Source organism: Pedobacter miscanthi (assembly GCF_003315595.1).
Classification (GTDB): Bacteria; Bacteroidota; Bacteroidia; order Sphingobacteriales; family Sphingobacteriaceae; genus Pedobacter; species Pedobacter miscanthi.
On the sequence record NZ_QNQU01000011.1, the window covers coordinates 94,508 to 118,697 of the forward strand.

Consider the following 24,190-nt stretch of genomic DNA (forward strand, 5'->3'; position numbering starts at 1 on the left):
TCAGATAGTTCGCCAAAAATAGCAATTCAATATCTATTTACTGAGTGAAAACGGCTTATCACTATCTAAAATGCCCCTATTTAACGAAGGTTTAACATTCATCTCTAATTTTAATACTCCACCTTTTAACAAATCGCTATGATTAATGAAGTTTTTAGTAAAATTTTCACCGTTTAAAGTCGCAGATTCAATGTATACGTGCTCGGAATCATTTCCGTTTGCTTCGATCACGAACTTTTTGCCATTTTCTAAATTAATTGTCGTTTTTTTAAATACCGGACTGCCTAAAACATATTCCCCTGTACCAGGCGTTACGCTATAAAAACCCAATGCACTTAATACATACCATGATGAGGTTTGTCCCTGGTCTTCATCACCCGGATATCCGTTTTCGGTTGCATCGTACAGTTTTCGCATCACCTCGCGGGCATGGAACTGTGATTTCCATGGTTGATTCGCATAATTATAGAGGTATACCATGTGCTGGATCGGTTGGTTGCCATGCGCATACTGCCCCATCTTGGCCATTACCATTTCGGTCATTTCGTGAATCATACCTCCGTACGAACCAACATTTACTTTATTCGGTTCAGTAAAAACAGAATCGAGTTTGGCTGTAAAATTACTATTTCCTCCCATTAAATTGATGAGTCCTTTGGTATCTTGAAAAACAGACCATTGCCAGTGCCAGGCATTACCTTCGGTAAAAGGTCCGCCCCACTCTGTTGGATCGAAATTTGGCGACCATTTGCCTTCCGCATTTTTGCCTCTCATAAAACGTGTTGAAGGATCGTACACATTTTTATAATTGTACATCGGTTTTTCAAAAACCTCCATATAATGTTTATCGCCGATCATTTTGGCCAATTGATAAGCGCAATAATCATCGTAGGCATATTCTAAGGTTTTAGCGGTAGCCTCTCTATATTTTGGGTAAGGCACGTAACCCAATTGGTTATATTCGGTTACGCCATCCCTCCCGTTTGCCGGCCCCCATGGGCCTTTGTTCATTGCCTCATGATAATAGGCATCTAATGCTTTTTTGGGATCGAAGGTCCTGATTCCTTTTGCCCATGCATCGGCCAATAGGGAAATGGCATGGTTGCCGATCATACTTCCTGCCTCGCTCGGGAACGACCACGAAGGCAGCCAACCACATTGCTCATAAGCATCGAGCATGGCCTGCATGTAACGCCCATGCATTTCGGGCTGCACCAATGTGTTTAATGGAAATTGCGCACGGAAGGTATCCCAGAAACCGGTATCGGTAAACATGTACCCATCGTGTACTTTTCCGTCGTAAGGACTAAAATAATATGGTTTTCCGGCTTCATTCAGTTCATAAAACTTACGCGAAAATAAACTTGCCCTGAAAAAGCAGGAATAAAAGGTTTCCATATCTGCTTTGGATCCACCTTCTACTTCTATTTTACCAAGTGATTTATTCCACACCGCAGCGGCATTAGCTTTGGTATCTTCTAAATTTTTATCATTTCCCAATTCTCTTTTTAAATTCAGTTCGGCCTGTTTTAAACTAATGTAAGAAGATGCCGTTTTAACCTGTACTTTCGTGCCGGAATCGAACTGTACAAATGCACCTTTGCCTAAGCCTTCAGCAGTTAGCGAATCTTTATTTACGGTATTGCGTTTGTTCTCCCAGGTACCATAAGCTTTTATAGGCTGATCGAACTGAATCACAAAATAACTTTTCCAGCCGCGTTTAAAACCTTCCCCGTTGTTTACCCAACCAGTAATTTTATTTTCTTTAGGATAAATCTGAACACCACTAAGCCTGGTGTATCCATCCAGGATCAGGAAACTTCTTTTGCCTTTCGGATAGCTGAAACGCAGGTGCGCACCCCGCTCTGAAGGAGAAATTTCGGTAGTAATCTCGTTTTCGAACTTTACCTTATAATAATTTGGTTTGGCAATCTCATCTTTATGGCTGAAACGCGTTTCTCGTTGATTCTCGTCAACAACCAGCTCATCAACCATCGGCATTAAAGAGAAAACAGCGTAATCGCGCGTCCACGAACTGCATTGGTGCGCCTGCTGAAAGCCCCTGATTTTATCTTTGAAATATTGGTATTTCCAGCCATCTCCATTTCTACCGGTTTGGGGCGTCCAGGTGTGCATACCGAATGGTAAAGCCGATGTAGGATAGGTATTGCCACGTGTAAGTTCGTGCTTGGAATTGGTTCCCTGGAGCGTGTTTACATAGTGAACCCAATCTTTCTGCTGTGCCAATAACCCTTTGGCAGCAAAGCAGCATAAAATGGATGCGATTAATTTAAGTTTCATTTGTGTTTGTTTGTGTATTATTCTTATCAACCTGTATAATCAGGCCCTATATTAAAAATCAGCTTTAACCTGCATAGGTAAATGGTGCAGGCAAGGCTGATTAGTGCTTTTATTTAATATTCCATTTATCGGCCAGTACTTTAATAAAATAACCACCAACAACACTTCTGGCCTGGAAACCCGTCATTTTTCCGTTGGTGGTTTCGTGCCAGTCGCTCAATGGAACCTTACTTTCCGTTTCGGTAGCATAGCGGTAAATGGGGCTGATAAATTTCTGGAAATCTGCTCCGTTATCGGCCAAAGTTGCAGTCCACATAATCCAGTCAGATTTGGTATAGGTTCTGCGGCTATCCAAAGGAAGTCCGAAATCCTTTTGCTTGGTTAAATAGAAATCGATTTCCTTTTTGTATACTTCTTTCGGAAAAAGATCCAGTTGTAAGAGTTTATCCCAAACTAGGTTGTATTTCTGGCTCCAGGTATTTTTATCGTTAAAAGTTAAAGCGTAATGATCTCCCGCGTCGGCCAGTTTAATCCAGTTTTGTGCCATTTGTAATGCAGCGGTACGGTATTTAGTAGCTACATCGGTTTTACCCAAAAGCTGCGCCATCTGGGCGTAACCACCCAGGGCAACAATGGCTTTTACAGATAAGTTTGCATTACGGGCCAGGTGACCGGCAAAATCATCAGTACACAATTGGTTGGCAGGATCGAAACCTTCTCGTAAAAGATAATTTGCCCAGGTTGAAAGTACTTCCCAGTGCTTTTCGGCATATTTTGCATTTTCTTCAGCTTTAGTAATAGCTGCGGTTAAAATGATCATGTTTCCGGCTTCTTCTACCGGCATATCTTCACCATAAGTTTGACCGTTTGCTAAAGGATAGGTTCCTAAATCGTGTGCGGCAAAAGGTTTCTTCCATTTTCCGCTTTCCGAATAATAGAAAATACCATTTAACATGCCTTTTAAAAGTTCGGGATTATATACCAAAAACTGTGGTGCCGACGGATAGGTTACATCAACGGTATTGATTGATCCGTTACTGAAATTTTCTTTAGAAAGGAACAGGATATCGCCATTGGGTGCATAAACAATTTTATGTGCAGCAATAGCTTGTCTGTAGGCGAGTTTACACATCTCTGCATATTGTTTACCGCCTGCTTTTTCGGCATCGGCATAAAGTTTGACGTCAAAAGCAGCACATTTTGCTTTTAATGAGGGATATTGAGCATTTGCATCAGCCAGTTGATCTTCAAATTGTTGTGAACCTGATTGTCTCCAAACCGGAGATAATTTTTCGCCAAAATATTCAACCGATTTTAGATCATCGTAACCCAGCATTATATATTTCTCTACTGCTGTAGAAGAAACGGTACCAAAAGGGATTACGCTGGCAAGGTTTAAGTTTTTAGCATTTAAAACCTGATTTTGGCTTGGGTATTTCGCTCCCATAAAACCTTTTAAACTTTCATTCTGAGAAGCGATAAACTGAGTGGCATTAAATTTTGCAGGAATGGCAACATATAAATAACCCCAATCAATCCGCACATCGTCGCCTCTTTTTTTCAGTACAGGTTGCTCAACCGTACCAGTTTTCAGGATAGAAAGGTTGTTTTTGGTGCTTTTCCATGCTGAAACGGCCTGGGTTGGGGTATTAACGGCAATATTTGATGATGCACCAAAGAAAACATCCACTTTGTGGGGTTTACCATCGGTTGATTTTACCGAATAATTGATATAACTGATTGGGCGGGCGGTTAATTTGATATCGTTAAGCAGTAACGGCGATGTAAAACTAACTTCTAGAGCCACATTACCACAGTTAAAGCTATATTTTGTTGTGGTAGCTTCTATTGAAACATTGGTTTGGGTTGCAGGGCCAATATTAACCTTTTGGGCATCTTCCTCTACAATCCCGGCATCGAGGTGCCTGCCACCAGCGGTATTTTTGCAATGAATGGCCAATACATTTTTACCTTTTTGCAAAATGCCATCCTCAATCGGCAGATACACGTAATCAGAAACCCAGCCATTTTTTTTGTAAATCACTTTATCATTCAAATACACAATTACATTATCATCGTGGTTGAGTTTAAGGTACTTTTTTGCTGTGCTAAGGTCGGTGATTTCGAAAGTCCTTCTGAAATACAAATTATCGGTATTCCATTTGGTTTTATCTGCTCGGTCATCACCAAAAGGTGCGTCTCCTTTTTTCCATGCGGCATCACTAAAAGTTTTGTTTTCCCAGTCTTTTTGTGGTTGATCGAAGGTGTAACTGGCCTGATACTTAATTTCATCGGCAGCCGCGAGAATGGTTTTAAAGGTTTTGCTTTCTTCCCCCATAAAACGGTAAAACTGACCGTCTACTTTTATTACGCCCAATAAAGATTGTTCCTTACCCGTCCAATGTTTGGTTACGGATTTATTTAAGCCATCGCCGAAAGACCAGATGCTGAAATAGGCATCGTGGGTAATCAACGGATACCCAGGTGCTTTATCCTGTGCCTTAGCGATAAAAATAAAAAGTAAGCAAATTGCCAGTAAGGAAAGTTTTCTCATAGTTCAATATTTGGTTCGTTGCAATGGATAAATCGTTTTACTTGATTTACCTGCCAAATATTTATTCTGAAATTGAATGAAGATGAGGATGATAATTCTAGCTAATATGGATTTTCGCTCGTTGAAGCCGCAATAAAAGTAAAACGTTTTACTAACTTCAATTATAGTAAAAAAACATTGTTTTGTAAACTGACCAAACGTAACATATGCATTACATTAGTTTAGCTCAAAACTGTAAAAGAAATTTTATTAAAATAAAAAAGCCGCTTCATATTACTATGATGCGGCTTTTTTATTAATTAAACGGTTATTTTTTAATTATAACCTGGATTCTGTGCCAGGTTTTCGTTAAGTGTACGCTGAACCTGAGGAATTGGAAAAATATTCCTGAATGCCGCTGAAGGTGTATGGTCCCACCAGCTTCCAGTAGTGAATTTTCCAAATCTGATCAGATCATTCCTTCTATAACCCTCAAAAATAAACTCTCTTCCCCTTTCAGTCAACAGTTCATCAAGGGTTAACGATGTTGTGGTATAAGCTCTTGTTGCCCAATTTGCATCGGTAAAGGCTCTCTTTTTACAGTCGTTAATTAACTGTACCGCCTCTGCAGTAGCAATACCGCCGTTTTTACGCATAATGGCTTCTGCTTTCGCAAAATAAATCCAGGTTAACCTGTAAATGTTCCAATCTGTATTATTATAGTTAGGATCTGCAGGAACTGCAACGCCATTTACAACTCCAGCCACCTGATTACCTAATTTGTATTTGTTAAAACGGACACCACTGTTTTCTTCCCCCTCACTCATATTAGAAACCTGAGATCCGGTTTTGTTTTTTCTTATATTATCTACAAAAACAATCTGTTGCCCATCATATTCGTTTCCACCTCTTGCTAACGCTGGTTGACCATTGTCGAATCTAACCATTGGACCTTCCAAGAGCCAGGTTCTCTTTCTTAAATCTTCATCCTCGTATTTTGTGAAATTTCCGGGCACTACAACAATACCATCATTACCATTTCTGGCACCACCATAAATCTGATCCTGCTGGAAGTGAAAGAATTCACCTGTCCATGATGGTTGAAATGAAGCTTTAGCAAACTCGTAAGCAATTGAAAAAATTACTTCTTTCGATAAGTCGTTGCTTGATTTAAATTGATCGGTAATGTTCGGATCTAACTGCATAGTTCCATTCTGGGCACCGCCATCACCAGCAATCAGCTTATTTGCTGCTGCGATACAATCATCCCATCTTGCAGTACCTGTCCAAACTTCGGCATTAAGATATAATTCTACCAACATGGCATAAGCACCAGCCTGGCTCATCCTACCGATCATGTTTCTGGATAGTTTTGGTGCTTTATCGATATTTTCTTTAATTTCTTTTTCGATAAAAGCGAAAACCTGTGCCCTTGGCAATGTTACTGGTTTAGCCGGAATACCTACTTGGGTAACAACAGGGATGTTTCCAAAAAGATCCATTAATTTTAAATAATGGAAAGCCCTGAGTAGTTTTAACTCAGCTATGTAGGCATCTTTTTCTGCTTGTGTAATGCCCATTTCTGTTATACTTTTCTTTTCTAGGTTTTCGATTGGAGAATTACATAAACCCATTCCCCAGTACATCAAAACCCAGGCATTGTTTAATGGTCCATCATCGCTTAACCAGGTATGGTAGTGCAGTCTTTTCCATTTACCACCATCTTCACCATGGCGGCCTTTAGTTGGCCAGGCCAATTGATCTCCTGAGAGTTCGGCCGGCCTCCACCATCCATCCTGACCCGATGGTGTAACCCAGGCATTTGCGTGTGTGTAAGGTCTTAATACTGCCGAAAGAACCTCGTTTTTATTGTTGTAGAAATTATCTGCAATTAACTGGTCATAAATGGGTTGCTCTAGTTTAGAACAGCTATTTAGTAGCAATGCTGGTGTTGCCAAAAGCGTTGCTATTATTATTTTTTTATATCTTTTCATTGCTTAAAAATTAAAATCCGAAATTAACGCCAAATAAGAATTGTCTTGTTGCAGGGTAAGGGCTTCTGGTATCAATACCTAAGCTTCTGCCGTTGATTTCTTGCCCTAAACCTGTATCTTGGATATAGTCTGGATCATTACCTGTGTAACCAGTAATGGTCACTAAATTCTGTCCGGTCAGGTTCAATCTTAGCGTTCTCACATATTTAGTTTTAAGTTTAAAGGTATAACCAAGTGTTACCTCATCTAATTTAAGGAAACTACCACTTTCTAAATAGTAATCCGTGTACATATAGGTATCTTTCAAGTCAGCATATTTGGTGAAAGCACTATTTAAGAGGTTGGTAGAAGCACCATTTTTGTTGCCATAAGAAATGGCCATTGTATTGAGCACATCAAAATCAAGCTTACTTCTCAAGAATACCCTTAAATCAAATCCTTTGTAGGCAAAGTTGTTTGTTAATGATAAATAATACTTTGGAACTGCGTTACCAATTACAGCAAGGTCTGTTTGGTCTCTGAATACGGAGGTGTTAATTTGAGCATTCGTTACCACTTCATTATTTCTGTTGAAGAAAGTCCATTTGCCATCAGGGCTGAAACCGGCGAAACGTTTTCCCCAGAATTCGCCAACTTTCCTACCTTCATAGGTCCTAAATGCATCTCCCAACGCTCCGAAACCACCAATTGCTCCAAAAGTCCTCATATCTCTGCGATATTCGCTGTTTGAGTAGGTATCCAGGATATTTTCTGTCGTACTACCTGCAAAATCTACGCTCCAGCTGAAATTTTTATTTTTAACAGCTGCGTAACTTAGAGAAACCTCAATACCTTTAGCTGAAATTGATCCAACATTTGTCGTAATTGATGATGTTACAAAAGGAGGTTGAGGAGAAGTATATGTATCTATAAGGTCTTTCGTTTTGCGTTTATATACATCAATCGAACCAGTTAATTTATTGTTTAGGATAGTAAAATCTATACCAATATTGGTTTCTTTCTTAGTTTCCCACCTCAGATCGGGATTAGGGTTTTTATTCGGGCCATAGGTTTGTAAATACTCGCCTGTTGGGAAAAGATAGATACCTCCACCACTTAAGGTTACCAGAGATGCATCATTTGCTAGACCCGAATTGCCTGTTTCCCCATATCCTACCCTGAGCTTCAAATTGTTCACCCAGCTTACATTCTTCATAAATTCCTCCTGGGTGATGTTCCAGCCTCCTGAAATAGCAGGGAAGTTAGCCCATTTATTGTTGGCTCCAAACTTAGAAGAACCTTCTCTTCTGAAAATGGCTTGGGCAAAATATTTGTCGTTTAAAGAGTAGTTCAATCTGGCGAAAACAGCAATTAAGGTATTTTCATTTTTGAAACTTCCAATACCAATTGTTGTAACTTTTACCGGTACACTTCCCAGATTATTATCTTCGAACAAATCATTCACATAACCGCGGTTATTTGCGTTAAAGCCCTCATTGATTTCACGACGATAGCTATAGCCTCCAATACCTGAAAGTTTATGTTTACCAAAAGTTTTGGTATACTCAATAGTAGGTTCAAAGTTGATATTTTGGTTTAGTTCAGTAGTTTTTGCAGCATATCCACCATTAGGTGCATCTCCGTTTTCAACAGAGTTCTGGCTGGCCCTATCGCGATATTCACTCCAAATTCTATTGTTTCTTTGAGCAGCAAAGAAGGCACCTATCTTTAAATCTTTGATCACTTCTAAATCCAATTTACCATCTACAGAAGTAGTCTGTTGCTGCAAACCATAGCGTTCTTGCTCCAATCTAGCCAATTCGTTGGTAATTGTACGGGTAAATTGATATGAACCATCCGGATTGAAATAAGATTCAGTTGGGTTCTTTGTCAATACGTTCTCCCAACCGCCACCACCTAATAGGTTGGCATTATTAAAATTGGTAGAAACATTGAATTGCGCCTGAAGCTTATCCTGCAGACCTTTTTGTGTTAAGCTTGCACGGATACCATATTCTTTTCGTCCGTTTTCCTTTGCAAAACCCTGAAGTTCCCTATAATTCGCACTTACCCTATAGCTGGAGTTATCACCACCTCCGGATACTGCTAAATTGTGGTTGTTTGAGATATTGTTTTTATTGATCAGATCCTGGAAGTAATCAAAATCGCCACCTTTATCAACCACTTTGTATTCACCACTTGCAATACGTGCCCTCCATTCAGTAGCATTCATGAAATCAGGTCTTTTTACGAGGGTTTCAGTTCTAACGTAAGCATTATAATCAAAACGTGCCGGCCCCTTTTTACCTTTTTTGGTAGTAACGATAATTACACCAGCATTCGCTCTGGTTCCATAGATTGCAGCGCCAGATCCATCTTTTAAAACGCTGAATGACTCAATATCGTCTTGCTGTAAAAGGTCAAGATTACCACCAGGGATACCATCAATAATAATTAGAGGAGATGCTGTTCCCGCTACAGAAGTAACCCCTCTTAACTGAATACCTACTCCACTGTTCGGATTAGAGCTGTTTCTGGAGATTTGCAAACCTGCAACCTTACCTACCAATAAATCCAAAGGGTTTCTTGATCCGCTCTGTCTGAATTTAGTAGAATCTACTTTAGTAATGGCTGAAGTAATCTCTTTTTCTCTTAATGTACCATAACCTACCACCACAACATCGTCAAGTTTGGTATCGGTTGATACAACTAATTTTACGTTCAAGGTGTTCGATGCTCCGACGGTAATATTCTGCGTAAGGTACCCGATGTATGTGATCCTGATCACATCTCCAACGTTGGCTTCGATAGTAAATTTTCCGGCGACATCCGTTACAGCGCCTCTACCCGAAGTTACATTCTTAATGCCTACCCCTGGTACAGGCTGGCCGTTCTCGTCGACCACTGTTCCGGTTACATTTTTTTGCGCCTGAACCAGTCTGGTAAGCATGTTCCCATTTAAGAACGCCCTTGAAGCTTCCCAATCCGAATTCATTGAAAACGCAGGACTGTTCAGCAAAACTATTGCAGCAGACAGCCCCGTAATTTTGAGTAAATTAATTTTCATTTACGGTTTTGTTAAATTATAAAATGATTAGTTATTGTTTTCCTTGGTTTTTACTTATCTGTGGATGAAAATGACCGGGTCGGATTTTATTTTCCGAACATTTCCTATAAATATCTATCTGGTTTGAAAATTGCGATGACAAGAATTGAAAGTAACTGAGAATCCGCACAATGATTTATGCCAGGATTTTCTTTTTTTTAAAATACAGTGGTGGCCCTCTGTAATCCTCATAAGTTTAGTTTGGTTACGATAAAACGTTTTAGTAAACCAATGTTAGAAATTTTTTATTACAATAAATCGTTTTATTTGTAAAAAAAATATTACAAAAAAAGCTTAGTTGGAATGCTTTAATCGCGGATTACCAAACGGGCTGGTATAATTACCTGATCAACGGGCGATTTGCTTTTGGAAGCAAGCTGACTTAAAATCAATTTGATAATGGTTTCGGCGATTTCCTCCAAAGGTTGCTGAACAGCAGATATACTTGGGGTATGCAGTTCAAACGCCTCATGATCATCATAAGCAATAACGGCAAAATCATCATCGATTTTTTTATTGATTTGCTTTAATGCTTTTAAACCACCAATAGCCAAATAGTTTGTTGCAAAAAGAACTGCGTCGATATTTTTTGAGTTAAATAAATCCTTTACTTGGTTGATTGTTGTTTGTTCATCCTGATTGAAATGTACTTTAACAACCAGTTCATCATTATAGGTTATACCATTATCTTCCAGTGCTTTTCTATATCCTTCAAACCGTTCAATAATCTGCTCAACATTAATATCGGTGGTTACCAGTGCTATATTTTTTTTACCCTGATCGATAAAGTTCTGTATTGATTGATAGGAAGCATTAAAGTGATCGGCCCCAACATAACTTACATTAAGATCAGGTAAATTCCTATCAAATAAGATTACCGGGTTGCCATCATCCAAAAGCATCTGAATATCTTCTTCTATCCCTTTAATGGGCGAAATAATATATGCATCAACTTTACGCGATTTAAACATGTTAATAAGCTCTTTTGCTTTATCAACACTATTTTCGGTACTGGAATAGATAATTTTATAACCTCTTTTATAGGCTTTATCTTCGATTAACCTCGCAATCCTTGAAAAGAAAGAGTTGGAAATATCTTCAATGATCAGGCCGATGATGTTTGAATTGCCGGTACGTAAACTCCTGGCAATCTGATTGGGCTTGTAACCACTTTCAGCAATAATTTTTTCTACTTTTTCGATTACTGCCTCGCTTATCGACTTCTCTTTTGCTTTACCGTTAATAATAAACGAAACTGTGGTAATGGATACATTTGCTTTAACAGCTATATCTTTGATGGAAAGCGATTTCATTTGGTTGGAATTCTTTTAAGTTAATCGATTCAAAGCTAAATAAAAATTACATTTTTTAAATTTTGCCTTTTATAAATAGTGCAATTTAACATTTTTTATGTTAATCGTTTTAGAAACCGTGGTTAAAGGTTAACAGGGAAATAAAAATGAAGCCATTAAACAACAAAAGGCGCTTAAAGAGCGCCTTTTGTATCAAAATTAATATCCGGGATTTTGGGTGAGTTTAGGATTTAGGTCTCGCTGCCTTTGCGGTATGGGGTATAATGCTTTGGTAGCTGATGATGCTGTGTGATCCCACCAGGCTGCCGTAGTAAATTTTCCAAAACGGATTAAGTCGTCTCTTCTAAAACCTTCGAAAATGAATTCCCTTCCGCGTTCGGCCAATAGCTCGTTTAAAGTTAACGTAGCAGTGGTATAGGCATGTGCAGGCCAGGTAGCTGGAGTATAAGCCCTTTGTTTACAGGCGTTTATTAAATTGGTTACTTCGCTTGTGGCAACCCCACCATTTTTACGCATAATGGCTTCTGCCTTGGCGAAATAGACCCATGTTAAACGGTAAACATTCCAATCTGTATTGTTGTAATTTGCATCGGCCGCTACTTTCACACCATTTACAACACCAGCAATGGAGTTTCCCAATTTATATTTATTGAAACGCACACCACTATTCTCTTCTCCCTCACTCATATTGGAAACGGTAGATCCTTTTGCATTTTGCTGAATATTATCAACAAATACCAAAGGTTTTCCTGAATACTCGACTGTACCGGTAACAGGGCTAACACCATCCGAAAATTTTATCTGGGGACCAAAAGACAACCAGGTAGTTTTACGGAGATCGTCTGTTTCAAAAGTAGTATAAACCCCTGGAACCAGCACAATACCATCGTTACCGTTTCTACCTCCACCGTAGATATCTTTCTGGGCAAAATGATAAAACTCACCTGTCCATGATGGTTCAAATCTGGCCCGGGTATAATCATAAGCAATAGAAAAAATTACCTCGTTTGATAAATCATTGGTATTTTTAAACTGATCGGTAATATTTGGATCTAAAGCCATCGCACCATTTTGCCCGCCCGCCTGATTATTAATCAGCTGATCTGCCGCAGCAATGCAATCATCCCAGCGTGGCGTACCCGTCCAAACCTCGGCATTTAAGTAAAGTTCGACCAACATGGCATAACCACTGGCCTGGCTCATTCTTCCCAACTGTGCCCTTGAAAGTTTCGGTACGTTATTGATATTATCCTTGATTTCTTTTTCTACAAAAGCGAAAACATCTTTTCTGCTTGTTGTTGACGGATAGATTGGATTGGCCGGATCGGCAGGTTCGGTTACCAAAGGCACCCCACCGAACAGATCCATTAATTTTAGAAAATGAAATGCACGGAGCAATTTTAATTCTGAAACATAGGCGTTCTTTTCTTCCTGTGTAATACCCATTGCAGAAATATCGCGGGTACTGATGTTTGCTATCGGATCGTTACAATAACCTACCCCACCGTACATTAACGACCACGCATTATTAAACCCATCCTCATCAACGGTCCAGCTATGGTAGTGCAATCTTTTCCATTTACCCCCATCTTCACCATGCGGACCTTTAGTTGGCCAGGCCAGCTGATCGCCGGAAAGTTCGGCCATGCGCCACCATCCATCCTGACCAGATGGTGTAACCCATGCATTGGCATGGGTATATGGCCTTAAAACAGCTGATAAAACCTCGTTTTTATTGGTATAAAATTTATCTGCAGGAATTTGATCGTAAGCATTTTCATCCAGTTTAGTACAGGCAGAGCCTACACTAACCAATAAAATTAATGCACTATATAATATTGATTTGTTTTTCATTGTTGTATAATTTAAAAGCCTACGTTAACACCAAAAAGAAATGACCTTGTGCTTGGATACGCACCTCTGTTATCTACCCCCGGACCCAGGCCGGTATCTTGAATAAAGTCGGGATCATTACCCGAATAACCGGTTATGGTAGCTAAATTTTGACCGGTTGCATATACGCGCAGGTTACGGATAAGCTTGGTTTTTAATTTGAAATTGTAACCCAGTGTTACCTCATCAATTTTAACGTTTGTACCATTTTCTATATAATAATCAGAATACATAAAAGTATCGTTGATCTGACTGTATTTTGGATTGGTAAAGGCATCACTTAAGTAATTTGATCCTTTTACATACGGATTTGCATAGGTTAATGCAGTAGTATTCAGGATCTGGTAATCGAATTTACCCCTCAAAAAGATCCTTAAATCGAATTGTTTGTAAGTGAAGTTTGCAGTATATGATGCATAATATTTCGGGATTGCATTTCCGATCGGAGCAAGATCTGTAAGGTTTTTATCTTTAGAAATATTGATCTGATCATTAAGCACAGCAACCCCATTTCTATTGTAAAACAACCATTTCCCTGCTGAATTAAAACCAGCAAACCTTTTACCATAAAATACACCTAAATCTTCGCCTTCGTATGTGGTAATGGCATCGCCCAGGGCACCTGCACCACCAATACCGGCAAAAGTTTTGTATTTAACGGTATATATATCATTAGAATAGGAATCTAATGTATTTTTAATGGTACTACCGGTAAAATCCATACTAAAAGTAAAGTCCTTGTTTTTAATTGCCTGGTAAGATAGTGCCAGCTCTATACCTTTTGAAGAAATCTGACCAACATTGGCAAAAATACTCGATTGCACATAAGGTGGCTGTGGAGTGGTATAGGTATCCAAAAGATCTTTGGTCGTTCTTTTAAACAAATCCAGCGATCCTGTTAACTTGTTGTTAAACATGGCAAAATCTGCACCCACATTAATTTCGCGTTTACTTTCCCATTTCAGGAAAGGATTTGCATTTCTGGTCGGTCCGTAGGTTTCGCGGTAAATACCATCCGGATAAAGATATTTGCCTCCTGTACCCAATGTTACCCTCGAAGCATTGTTTTCGAAACCAGAATTACCTGTAACGCCATAACCGGCCCTAATTTTCAGGTTGTTGATAAACTTGGCATTCTGCATAAATTTCTCTTCAGAAATATTCCAACCTACAGATACTGCAGGGAAATTACCCCATTTGTTATTATCTCCAAATCTGGAAGAACCTTCCCTTCTTAAAATAAACTGGGCCAGGTACTTTCCGTTAAAAGCATAATTTACACGACCGAAAAATGCAATTAATGTATTGTCATTTTTAAAACTTCCGATGGATGCTTTACCAAGTGCGAGTGCTTCGCCCTGAAATAAATTATCTTCATTGAATTGATCGTTTAAAAAACCACGGTTATTGGCATCTGATCCTTCTTCAATATAATAACGATAACTGTAACCGGCTACAGCGCTTATGGAATGTTTGCCTCCCAGTACCGTACTGTATGATAGTGTAGGCTCTAAGGCAAAGGCCTGCGAAAGGAAATTGCTTTTAAAAGCATAACCGCCATTAGGAAAATCAGTGTTTTCTACAGAATTTTCACTTGCTAAAATGGCATACCCACCATCAATATAACTATCCCTTTGCACCGAACCAAAAACCGATGCTTTTAATCCCTTAATGATATCCAGATCAACCTTCATATCGGCGCTTGATGTTTGCTGCTTACGATAATTTGTTTCCTGGAACAAACGGGCATATTGATTGGTACTCTGATTATCAAAATAATAGGTGCCATCGGGATTATAGATCTGTGTAGTAGGGTTTTTGGCAGCTTCTTCCTCCCAACCGCCACCACCTAATAAATTTGCATTATTGAAGTTGGTAGCAAGGTTTAATTGAATATTTAGCTTATCGTTTAGTCCTTTTTGATTTACATTTAACCTTAAAGTATATTCTTTCCGCTCGTTCTCTTTAGCAATACCCTCTAAATCCCTGTAATTTATACTCGCCCTATAGCTTGTTTTATCCGTTCCACCCGATAGTGATAAATTGTGGTTTTGAGATAAATTACCATGATTGACCAATAAATCATATAAATCATTGTTTCCGCCCCTATCAAGCGCATCAATCTGTTTTGAAGCTATTTTGGACCTAAATTCATCCGCAGTTAAAAAGTCCAGCCGGTTTTGAATATATTCTTTACGCAGGTAACCAGAATAATTAAAGGTTGGTGCGCCTGGTTTTCCTTTTTTTGTGGTGATTAAAATTACACCGGCATTTGCACTGGTACCATAAATGGCAGCACCCGAACCATCTTTTAATACATCAACAGATAAGATATCATCTTGTGTAAGAAGATCAGGATTACCACCTGGAATACCATCGATTACAAAAAGTGGACTTGCACTTCCGGTAACTGAAACCACTCCACGTAGCTGTACGCTGGGACCAGAGTTGGGATTAGAGCTACTGGCGCGGGTAATATTCAGACCGGCAACCTTACCTTGAATCAGATCTAATGCATTTCGGGCACCACTTTGCCGAAATTGTGCAGTATCTACGTGAGCAACAGACGAAGTAACCTCTTTTGTTTTTAATGTTCCATAACCTACAACCACAACTTCATCAAGTTTTTGTGATTGCGACGGAACCAAAGCAATAGTTAATGGTGTAGCACCATTACCGGCCGGAACAGATTTAGCTTGGTAACCAATATAACTGAACACCAGCACATCGGTTGGCGAAGTTACATTAATACTGAACTTACCGTTTTCCTGGGTTACGCTTCCACCTGTTTTGCCCTGGATTTTAATCCCAACACCTGGCAAACCTATTTTTTGCTCATCTACAACCGTACCGGTAATTGTTTTTTGCGCAGCAGATGTCCCGGCAGCAACAGGGGTTGCAGGAGCCGGTGTGGCTGGAGCGGGTGCCGGACTGGTGGTTGGACGTGCACCACCCAGCGGATTTGGTGGTACTTTTACCGAATCAGCTGGTTTGGCAACCGGAACTTTTTTTGTTGTGTCTTGTTTTTTAGTTGTATCCTGCTGGAAATAATAACGGTCGAACTTGACTTTTTCGCTCTTCATTTTCGCAAACAACTGGGGGCTTGAAAGTAGGATCAGGCATAGGAATCCTGACATCCTGAGTAAAATGTTTTTCATTGGCACTCACTAGTTTAGTTTATAATTAGTTATCGCTATGCGGCCAAATTTTACTAAATTAATAAGAGCAATGGGATTAATTAGTTACTTATAGGGTTTCCGCAAAACGATTTAGTAACGCATTAAAGGGCATATTGTTTTAAAAAAAATTTAACAGCACTTAAAATGTTACGTTATAGGTAAAACAAAAATTCACTAATAAAATGCAGAGAAATCAGATTACGGATATGATTCCATTTAGGTTATTGCTTGTCTTGGATGAGTTTAACGGCCAGGGAAATTTCTGTTAGTCGGGATTTGCAATCCCGATTTAGAGTAAAGGATTTATAATCCTTATGATTGGATTTTAAATCCAAAGTCCGAAGGTCCGGATTGCAAATCAGGACCAGCATAAATTTAACGTCATTCGGCTTTAATATTTTGCACTATGTAAAACTTAGGTGAGCTAAGGTATCTAAGATGGTCATAAAATAAGCTAACAAATTTAATCCACCACCTGCACCTGATAACATCTAAGTCTTTCAATAACCTTTTCGGCTTTTACACCATATAAGATATATTAGACCATGTAAGCTTACATGGTCCTTAAATGTCTCCTATGGTAAAAAAAGAATATTGATTATCAGTTATTTATATAAACGTCATTTCGAGCGGAGTTTAACGAAGCCGAGAACCACATATTGCTCAGCGAAGCTAAATCTATCGAGATAGATCTCTCCACCTCACTGCGTTCCGGTCTAGATGACAATGCTTTTTGAAGTAATCCCTAGCCCTTTAATTTTTCAAAAATCAATTTGGCTGTTTTAGCGGAAGCGCCAGGTTTGCCCATTAATAAAAGTAGTTCACCATAGTTTTTCAACATCGCGTCCCTACCCGTTCCGCCTAAAATAATCTGTAGTTCGCTGCTAACTTTTTGGGTATTGCAATCTTCCTGGATAAGTTCGGTTACAATCTTTTTATTTACGATGAGGTTAACAAGCGAGATAAACTTAATTTTTACCAGCATCCTCGCAATAGCAATCGAAATAGCACCTCCTTTATACACCACCACCTGTGGCACTTTAAACAGCGCAGTCTCGAGCGTAGCTGTTCCCGATGCCACAATGGCTGCATGGGCATGGTGCAATAAATTATAGGTACTGTTAAAAAGCAGTTTAACTTTTTTATCGCCAGTAAACTGATGGTAATAAGCTTCGGTAAAAGTTGGTGCTGCCGCAATGGCAAAAATATAATCAGGGTATTCTTCCCTAATACTCAACATCACCGGCAACAAGCGTTCTATTTCCTGTTTACGACTTCCGGGCAATAACGCAATAATTTTTTCAGTACCTAACTGATGGTTTTCGCGGAAGTTTAGATCGGGTGTAAACTGTGCAATTTCATCCAATAGCGGATTGCCAACATAATCTACTTCCATTCCCCAGCCTTTATAAAAATCGACCTCGAAAGGCAGGATACAGAACATGTGGTCTACAATTCTTTTTATTTTAAGCACCCTTTTCTGGTTCCAGGCCCAAACTTTTGGCGAAATGTAATAACACACTTTTATGCCGTTGGCATTTGCAAATTCGGCAATTTTCAGGTTAAAGCCAGGGAAATCGATCAGCACCAGTACATCGGGTTTCCAATCTAAAATATCATCTTTACAGGCTTTAAGGTTTCTGAAAATGGTCCTCAGATTCAAAATTACCTCAGTAAAGCCCATAAAAGCCATTTCGGCATAGTGTTTAACCAGTTCTCCACCTTCGGACTGCATTTTATCGCCACCAAAATACCTGAAAACAGCATCGCCATCTTCCTGTTTTAAGGCTTTCATTAAATTAGCGCCATGTAAATCGCCTGAGGCTTCTCCGGCTACGAGGTAGTATTTCATAGTTAAGGATGATGTTTGATGGATGATGTTAAATGTAAAATGGACAATGGAATTTCCCATCATCCATATTACATCTTCCATTTTACATTACTTTGTATGCAAAAAACACAAAAGCGCATAAAAATGTTGCCGCCAGTATGCCTCTTCCGATATTTTCTTTATTGTATTTAAAAAATATCTGCATAGCATAGGCGTTAACCGCAATACCACCAATGTATAACAAATCTGCTTTGGCAAGGTAGGCTATATGGTGGATAATGTACCATGCGATAGAACAAAAGACTGCAGGGATAAGCAAACCAATGCCCAAACCTACCCATACCGAATTATTTAACTTCTTTAAACGATCGATCATTATAGCACTAACCTAAATTAATGCCATCTGGTGCGGCAACTTTTGTACCTGCACTACCCTGTTTCGAATCATTATTTCCGATAAAATCCCAGCTGTTTAATGCCTGTATGGCATGGTGCGCTGTTAAATCGAACTGCACCGGAACAATAGAAACGTAATTGTGTTCTAATGCCCAATTATCGGTATCTTCTCCTTTATCAAAATTTTCGAAAACTCCCGTGAGCCAATAATACGGACGTTTGTAAGGATCGGTTCTTTCTTCAAACTCTTCCATCCATTTGGCATTGGCCTGACGGCAGATTTTAACCCCTTTTATGTTATCTTTCGGAAAATTTACGTTTAATAAGGTACCTTCAGGCAAGCCATTGGTCAGCACCTGTTCGCAGATATTTTTAATGTATTTTTTAGTGTGACTGAAATCGGCATCGGCGGCAAAATCATCCAAAGAGAAACCGATTGAAGGGATTTTTTCAATTGCGCCCTCTACTGCGGCCGACATGGTGCCAGAATACAGCACATTAATGGAATTATTTAAACCGTGGTTGATACCCGACACGCATAAATCAGGCTTTTTACCTTTGAAAATTTTATTTACAGCTATTTTAACGCAATCAACAGGAGTTCCGCTGCATTTATACATTTCTACGCCTTCATAAAGCTCAACTTTATCAAAACGGATCGGTTTTCCAATGGTGATGGCATGCCCCATGCCGCTCTGCGGACTATCGGGTGCAACCACCACTACATTGCCCAGCTCCTGCATTACTTCCATTAAATTTTTGATACCTGTAGCTGTAATACCATCATCGTTTACAACTAAAATATTTGGTTTTGTGCCCTGCTTTGTCATACCGGTAAAAATACAGAATTATAATTTCAGGGCACAATAAACCGTCATTTATATGCTAAAATCATTTATTCCTACCCTTTTAGTTCTTAAATAAAAAATATTTTCATTCGGTGAGAGAAAGCATTTATATTTGGATAAATAACTTATTAAAAATGAACACTGTATTTGGCGCTATCTTTAAATAACCGGATACTACTCATGATCATAAAACCAAAACCAAACAATGAAATTCAAACTATTTACTTTAGCTTGTTTTCTGATTACAGGTTCGATAGCCAAGGCGCAAACAACCTACCAATGGAAAACAGGAACATCAGGCGGTTATACCTATAAGTATGTAACCAACGACCCGACCAAAACCCGTTTTTATACTTTGAAGAATGGATTAACGGTAATTTTATCGCAAAATAACAAAGAGCCGAATATTACCTACAAAATGGCGGTTAGGGCTGGTAGTAACACCGATCCACGCACCAATACAGGTTTGGCACACTATTTAGAACACCTTTTATTTAAGGGAACCGATAAATTCGGAACTTTAAATTACGCCAAAGAAAAGCCATATCTGGATAAGATCGAAGCGCTTTACGAAACCTATAACAAAACCACCGATCCGGTTAAACGTAAAGAGATTTATAAAGAAATTGATAAAACTTCGGGCGAAGCTTCTAATTATTCTATCGCGAACGAATACGATAAAATGATGAAATCGATCGGAAGCAATAGCACCAATGCGCATACTTCGGTAGAAGAAACCGTTTATGAAGAAGATCTTCCATCAAATGCCATCGATAAATTTTTAGCGGTACAGGCTGAGCGTTTCCGTGCACCGGTTTTCCGTATTTTCCACACCGAATTAGAAGCGGTTTATGAAGAAAAAAACATCGGTATGGATAATGATGGGCGTAAAATGTACGAAAAAATGCTTTATGCATTGTTCCCAACACACAATTACGGACAACAAACCACCATTGGTACCATTGAGCATTTAAAAAACCCATCATTAGTCGAAATCAGAAAATATTACGATAAATATTATGTGCCTAATAATATGGCCTTAATTATGAGTGGTGACATTAATTATGATGACCTGATTAAAAAAATTGATAAGGATTTTGCTTACATGAAATCGAAACCATTATCATTATATAACCCGGCCCCGGAGAAACCTTTAACCCAGGTACAAAAAGTTGATATTTATGGTCCAAGTGCCGAAAACTTATACGTTGCTTACAGGGGGTTTGCCCAAAACACGCACGAAAGTTTGTTACTGGATTTAATTGGCAGCATTTTGGCTAACGGCAAAGCGGGTTTAATGGACATCAACATTAACAAACAGCAAAAAATGTTAAGGGCAGGTGCAGGATATAACTCAATGAAAGATTATGGTATTTTCATTTTATCCGGCTCGCCAAAAGCAGGTCAAAGTTTGGAAGAAGCCCAGAAATTGTTGTTGGATCAGGTAGAATTACTTAAAAAAGGCGAATTTGATGAGAGCCTGATCAAAGCAACCGTTGCTAATATTAAATTATCGGAATTACAGAACTTTGATAACAACGATGTACGTGCAGATTTTACCATGAATGCCTTTATACAGAACCGTGGTACAGAGTGGGATAAAACCTTGGCCTCAACCGATGCCATGGGCAAAGTAACCAAAAAGGAAATTGTAGATTTTGCCAATAAATTTTTCATCAACAATTATGTTTCTATCTTAAAACATAAAGGTGAAGATAAGAGCATCATCAAAGTGGAAAAACCGATTATTACAGCTGTAAAAACCAATGTAAACGAAGTTTCTCCTTTTACAAAAGAAGTTATAGCAGCACCGGTAAAACCAATTGCACCTAAATTTTTAGATTATACAAAAGATCTTCAGTTTGGTAAAGCAGGCATTGCCGATGTAATTGCCGTTCAGAACACCGAAAATGGAATTTTCCGTTTAGGGTATCGTTTCGATATGGGCTCTTACAACTATAAATTATTGCCTTATGCTGCTCAGTACTTAGCATTTTTAAGCACCGATAAATATTCAGCAGAAGATATCAGCAAAGCATTTTATAACATCGCCTGCAGCTATAATGTAAATGTAGGCACCGATGTTACCACGGTTTCGATCAGCGGTTTACAGGAAAATTTCGACAAAGCGGTAGCATTGCTTGAAGATGTTCTGGCACATTGCAAACCAAACGAAAAAGCTTTGGAAGATTTAAAAGGTCGTTTGTTAAAATCGAGGGATAATGCAAAACTGAACAAATCATCAATCCTTGGTGGTTTAATGAGTTATGCGCAATATGGAAAAGACAATCCTTTTAACTATGGATTAACGAACGATGAGATTAAGAACATGAAATCGGCTGATCTGATCTACATCCTGCATAATCTTACCAATTACAAACACACCATCACTTATTGCGGTCCGAAAACATTGGCTGCATTTTCTGCTGATATTGTAAAGGCACATCCATTGGCGAAAGAATTTACTGATGCAGCTCCTATCAAGAAATTTGTATACACCAAAACCGATTCGAACAAGGTTTACTTTGCCGATTACGATATGGTTCAGGCAGAAATCCGCTGGGTACGCAATGGTGGATTGTACGATCCGGCCAACTCAGCTAAAATTGCCTTATTCAATAATTATTTTGGTGGTGGTATGGGTTCTGTTGTGTTCCAAACCATCCGCGAATCTAAAGCTTTAGCTTACTCTACTTTTGCAGTATATTCTTCTCCAAACAGCAAGGATAAAGAAAATGCCATTATTGCTTATGTAGGTACACAGGCTGATAAAATGAATGAAGCTGTTGCCGGTATGAACGAATTGCTGACTACGCTACCAGAATCAGACAAATCATTCGATTTATCAAAAACCAACTCATTAAACGGTATAGAAACAAGTCGCATTACAAAAGATGGCATCATATATACCTATTTAGCAGATAAAAAATTAGGTTTCGACCACGATTCGAGGGTTGATGAATATGCAAACCTAAAACCATTAACTTTTAATGATGTAAAATCGTTTCACCAAAATAACCTTTCAGGCAAGCCGTATAGTTATTGTATTGTTGCTTCAGAGAAAAAAATCAACATGGCCGATTTAGCAAAATTCGGTCCGGTAACTAAATTAAGTTTAGAACAGATTTTTGGATACTAGGAAGAGGCTTAGGGTAGAAGGCTTAAGGTGTAAGGTAAAAGACCAAAGCTTAAAGACTAAAGCTTAAAAACCAAAGCGGTTCTCTGAAAAGGGACCGCTTTTTTTGTTTGGTTCATTTGTATGGTTAATCGGTTAATTGTTTAAATCGGTTAACTGTCGCCAAACACAAATCGCCAAATGCTTTACCAATCCATTGGTTCATTTACCATTAGTTCAATAGTAGCATGCTGCAAAAACAAACTTTTTGTCTTCGTGCTTTGGTGGTCAAAAATAGCTAAGCTCTTCTAAAATCTCTTTCAATGAAAACTTAGCTCCGCAAACAAATTCATCGGCAGCACCGTAATAAATGGTTAATTCATCGCCGTTAAGCACATGCCCGTTAGTAAAAACCACTTCACCAAAGAAACCATGCAGTTCATAGTCTTCTTTAGGCATCATAATGGGATCTTTTGTACGTGCCAATACTTTAGATGGATCATTTAAATCCATTAAAAAAGCGCCCAAACAATACTGGTGTTTTTCGTTTGCACCATGGTAAATTTCGAGCCAGCCATCGGCTGTTTTAATCGGTGTGGCACCTGCGCCAACACGTGCGCTATCCCACATGGCCGGCCTGGTTTTAATAATGCAGCGGTGTTTTCCCCAATGTATACCATCAGGAGATTCGGCTAGCCAGATATAATTGCCCCCTAAAGCCACACTGCTGGGGCGGTGCAAAGCATAAAATTTACCATTTATCCGCTCTTCAAATATGGCGCAGTCTTTATTATGCGGCGGAATAATCATGCCATGATTTTCAAAATTTTTCCAATCTTTTGTAGTCCGCATGCCTACCCCTACCCCATGTTCAGAAACTGCCGTAAAGGTTAAATAATAAGTACCCTCAATTAGCGAAACGCGACAGTCTTCAATACCAAAAACTTCATCTTCGCCAATGCCCTGTAACAAGGGATAACCCTGTGGTTGATAAAAATGCATGCCATCTGTGCTGCAAACCAATCTTAAATGAGAAAGCGTGGTTAAATAATCAGCACCTTTATAATTAATCACTCTTGGGTCGGCATCATCCAGTTCAGGATGGTTTTCATCAATCTCCCTAATTTCTATCCCGGATTCTTTTAATATGGGAAATGAGATGATGCCTTTCTTTTGCTCAGGTCGTTCGGCCACGCGGATGAGAAGCCAGGTTTTCCCTTCGAAAGTAAAAACTCCCGGATTTAACAAACAAAGAATTTCTAATCCAACAATACTGGGCGAGAGATCTTTTGGGCAAAGAATTGGATTTTCTGCAAATCTTTTAGCAATATCGGGCATAAAAAAGGTTTTAAAAGCAAACAGGCGATCAAAACTGACCGCCTGTTTTTGCTATAGAATTGATACTATAATGAGTTGATCCATTTCACCAGTTCTTCTCTTCCTTTTCCGGTTTTTTGCTGAAGTTTGCCCAACAATTCATCATCATGCCCCTCTTCATGCTTTAAATCATCATCAGTTAAATCAGCATAAGCTTGTTTAACCTTTCCTTTTATTTCATTCCACTTTCCTTTTAATTCTAACTTATCCATGACGTTGGTATTTGATATAATTAATCTTTTATTTCTGATTATTTAACACGCTTAACTGGTTTTTTGTTTTCATTTTAACGCAATCAACCGAATATTGGTGATATTTTCCTTTA

13 protein-coding genes are annotated in these 24,190 nt (G+C 38.9%); 1 reads left to right on the plus strand and 12 read right to left on the minus strand.

All coding sequences use genetic code 11. The features are described from left to right. Positions 1–33: 33 nt before the first annotated feature. The 10 genes from DRW42_RS14160 to surE all read right to left on the minus strand — a co-directional run bounded on the left by DRW42_RS14160 (position 34) and on the right by surE (position 19,355). Positions 34–2,301 (minus strand): GH92 family glycosyl hydrolase, encoded by a 2,268-nt coding sequence (locus DRW42_RS14160; RefSeq protein ID WP_113949481.1) that lies wholly within the window; start codon positions 2,299–2,301, stop codon positions 34–36. 109 nt (positions 2,302–2,410) lie between these two features. Beyond that, a complete protein-coding gene (locus DRW42_RS14165) occupies positions 2,411–4,855 on the minus strand; it encodes a glutaminase family protein (RefSeq protein WP_113949482.1) in 2,445 nt (814 codons plus the stop codon). Between the two features lie 314 nt (positions 4,856–5,169). Next, positions 5,170–6,828 carry a RagB/SusD family nutrient uptake outer membrane protein gene (locus DRW42_RS14170; protein ID WP_113949483.1) on the minus strand — a complete coding sequence of 553 codons (1,659 nt, stop codon included), beginning with the start codon at positions 6,826–6,828 and terminating at the stop codon, positions 5,170–5,172. A 10-nt stretch (positions 6,829–6,838) separates the two neighbouring features. Then, complete coding sequence (locus tag DRW42_RS14175; RefSeq protein WP_113949484.1) at positions 6,839–9,874, minus strand: SusC/RagA family TonB-linked outer membrane protein; 3,036 nt, start codon at positions 9,872–9,874, stop codon at positions 6,839–6,841. A 347-nt stretch (positions 9,875–10,221) separates the two neighbouring features. Then, complete coding sequence (locus DRW42_RS14180; RefSeq protein WP_113949485.1) at positions 10,222–11,226, minus strand: LacI family DNA-binding transcriptional regulator; 1,005 nt, start codon at positions 11,224–11,226, stop codon at positions 10,222–10,224. A 198-nt stretch (positions 11,227–11,424) separates the two neighbouring features. Next, positions 11,425–13,080, minus strand: coding sequence for a RagB/SusD family nutrient uptake outer membrane protein (locus DRW42_RS14185; protein ID WP_113949486.1), 1,656 nt, complete (start codon positions 13,078–13,080; stop codon positions 11,425–11,427). Between the two features lie 11 nt (positions 13,081–13,091). Further along, positions 13,092–16,277, minus strand: a complete 3,186-nt coding sequence (locus tag DRW42_RS14190; RefSeq protein ID WP_244215281.1) for a SusC/RagA family TonB-linked outer membrane protein — start codon at positions 16,275–16,277, stop codon at positions 13,092–13,094. Between the two features lie 766 nt (positions 16,278–17,043). After that, positions 17,044–18,150, minus strand: a complete 1,107-nt coding sequence (gene lpxB, locus DRW42_RS14195) for a lipid-A-disaccharide synthase (protein ID WP_113949577.1) — start codon at positions 18,148–18,150, stop codon at positions 17,044–17,046. A gap of 82 nt (positions 18,151–18,232) precedes the next feature. Next, complete coding sequence (locus DRW42_RS14200) at positions 18,233–18,505, minus strand: stationary phase survival protein SurE (protein ID WP_113949488.1); 273 nt, start codon at positions 18,503–18,505, stop codon at positions 18,233–18,235. A gap of 7 nt (positions 18,506–18,512) precedes the next feature. After that, positions 18,513–19,355, minus strand: a complete 843-nt coding sequence (gene surE, locus DRW42_RS14205) for a 5'/3'-nucleotidase SurE (protein WP_113949489.1) — start codon at positions 19,353–19,355, stop codon at positions 18,513–18,515. Positions 19,356–19,578: 223 nt separating this feature from the next. Here surE and DRW42_RS14210 point away from each other — a divergent pair, with 223 nt between their 5' ends. Beyond that, positions 19,579–22,512: a M16 family metallopeptidase gene (locus DRW42_RS14210; RefSeq protein ID WP_113949490.1), complete on the plus strand. Its 2,934-nt coding sequence runs from the start codon at positions 19,579–19,581 to the stop codon at positions 22,510–22,512. Between the two features lie 264 nt (positions 22,513–22,776). Here the strand turns inward: DRW42_RS14210 and DRW42_RS14215 are convergent, their stop codons facing one another. After that, positions 22,777–23,826, minus strand: a complete 1,050-nt coding sequence (locus DRW42_RS14215; protein WP_113949491.1) for a glycoside hydrolase family 130 protein — start codon at positions 23,824–23,826, stop codon at positions 22,777–22,779. A 65-nt stretch (positions 23,827–23,891) separates the two neighbouring features. Beyond that, the gene (locus DRW42_RS14220; RefSeq protein ID WP_113949492.1) at positions 23,892–24,077 is read right to left on the minus strand and encodes a CsbD family protein; all 186 of its coding nucleotides are present in this window, start codon (positions 24,075–24,077) and stop codon (positions 23,892–23,894) included. Between the last annotated feature and the right edge of the window lie 113 nt (positions 24,078–24,190).

Bases quoted from the DNA above. Each gene is read 5' to 3' on its own strand.
- DRW42_RS14160 (WP_113949481.1), bottom strand. From the start codon at position 2,301: ATGAAACTTAAATTAATCGCATCCATTTTATGCTGCTTTGCTGCCAAA.
- DRW42_RS14165 (WP_113949482.1), bottom strand. From the start codon at position 4,855: ATGAGAAAACTTTCCTTACTGGCAATTTGCTTACTTTTTATTTTTATC.
- DRW42_RS14170 (WP_113949483.1), bottom strand. From the start codon at position 6,828: ATGAAAAGATATAAAAAAATAATAATAGCAACGCTTTTGGCAACACCA.
- DRW42_RS14175 (WP_113949484.1), bottom strand. From the start codon at position 9,874: ATGAAAATTAATTTACTCAAAATTACGGGGCTGTCTGCTGCAATAGTT.
- DRW42_RS14180 (WP_113949485.1), bottom strand. From the start codon at position 11,226: ATGAAATCGCTTTCCATCAAAGATATAGCTGTTAAAGCAAATGTATCC.
- DRW42_RS14185 (WP_113949486.1), bottom strand. From the start codon at position 13,080: ATGAAAAACAAATCAATATTATATAGTGCATTAATTTTATTGGTTAGT.
- DRW42_RS14190 (WP_244215281.1), bottom strand. From the start codon at position 16,277: ATGAAAAACATTTTACTCAGGATGTCAGGATTCCTATGCCTGATCCTA.
- lpxB (WP_113949577.1), bottom strand. From the start codon at position 18,150: ATGAAATACTACCTCGTAGCCGGAGAAGCCTCAGGCGATTTACATGGC.
- DRW42_RS14200 (WP_113949488.1), bottom strand. From the start codon at position 18,505: ATGATCGATCGTTTAAAGAAGTTAAATAATTCGGTATGGGTAGGTTTG.
- surE (WP_113949489.1), bottom strand. From the start codon at position 19,355: ATGACAAAGCAGGGCACAAAACCAAATATTTTAGTTGTAAACGATGAT.
- DRW42_RS14210 (WP_113949490.1), top strand. From the start codon at position 19,579: ATGAAATTCAAACTATTTACTTTAGCTTGTTTTCTGATTACAGGTTCG.
- DRW42_RS14215 (WP_113949491.1), bottom strand. From the start codon at position 23,826: ATGCCCGATATTGCTAAAAGATTTGCAGAAAATCCAATTCTTTGCCCA.
- DRW42_RS14220 (WP_113949492.1), bottom strand. From the start codon at position 24,077: ATGGATAAGTTAGAATTAAAAGGAAAGTGGAATGAAATAAAAGGAAAG.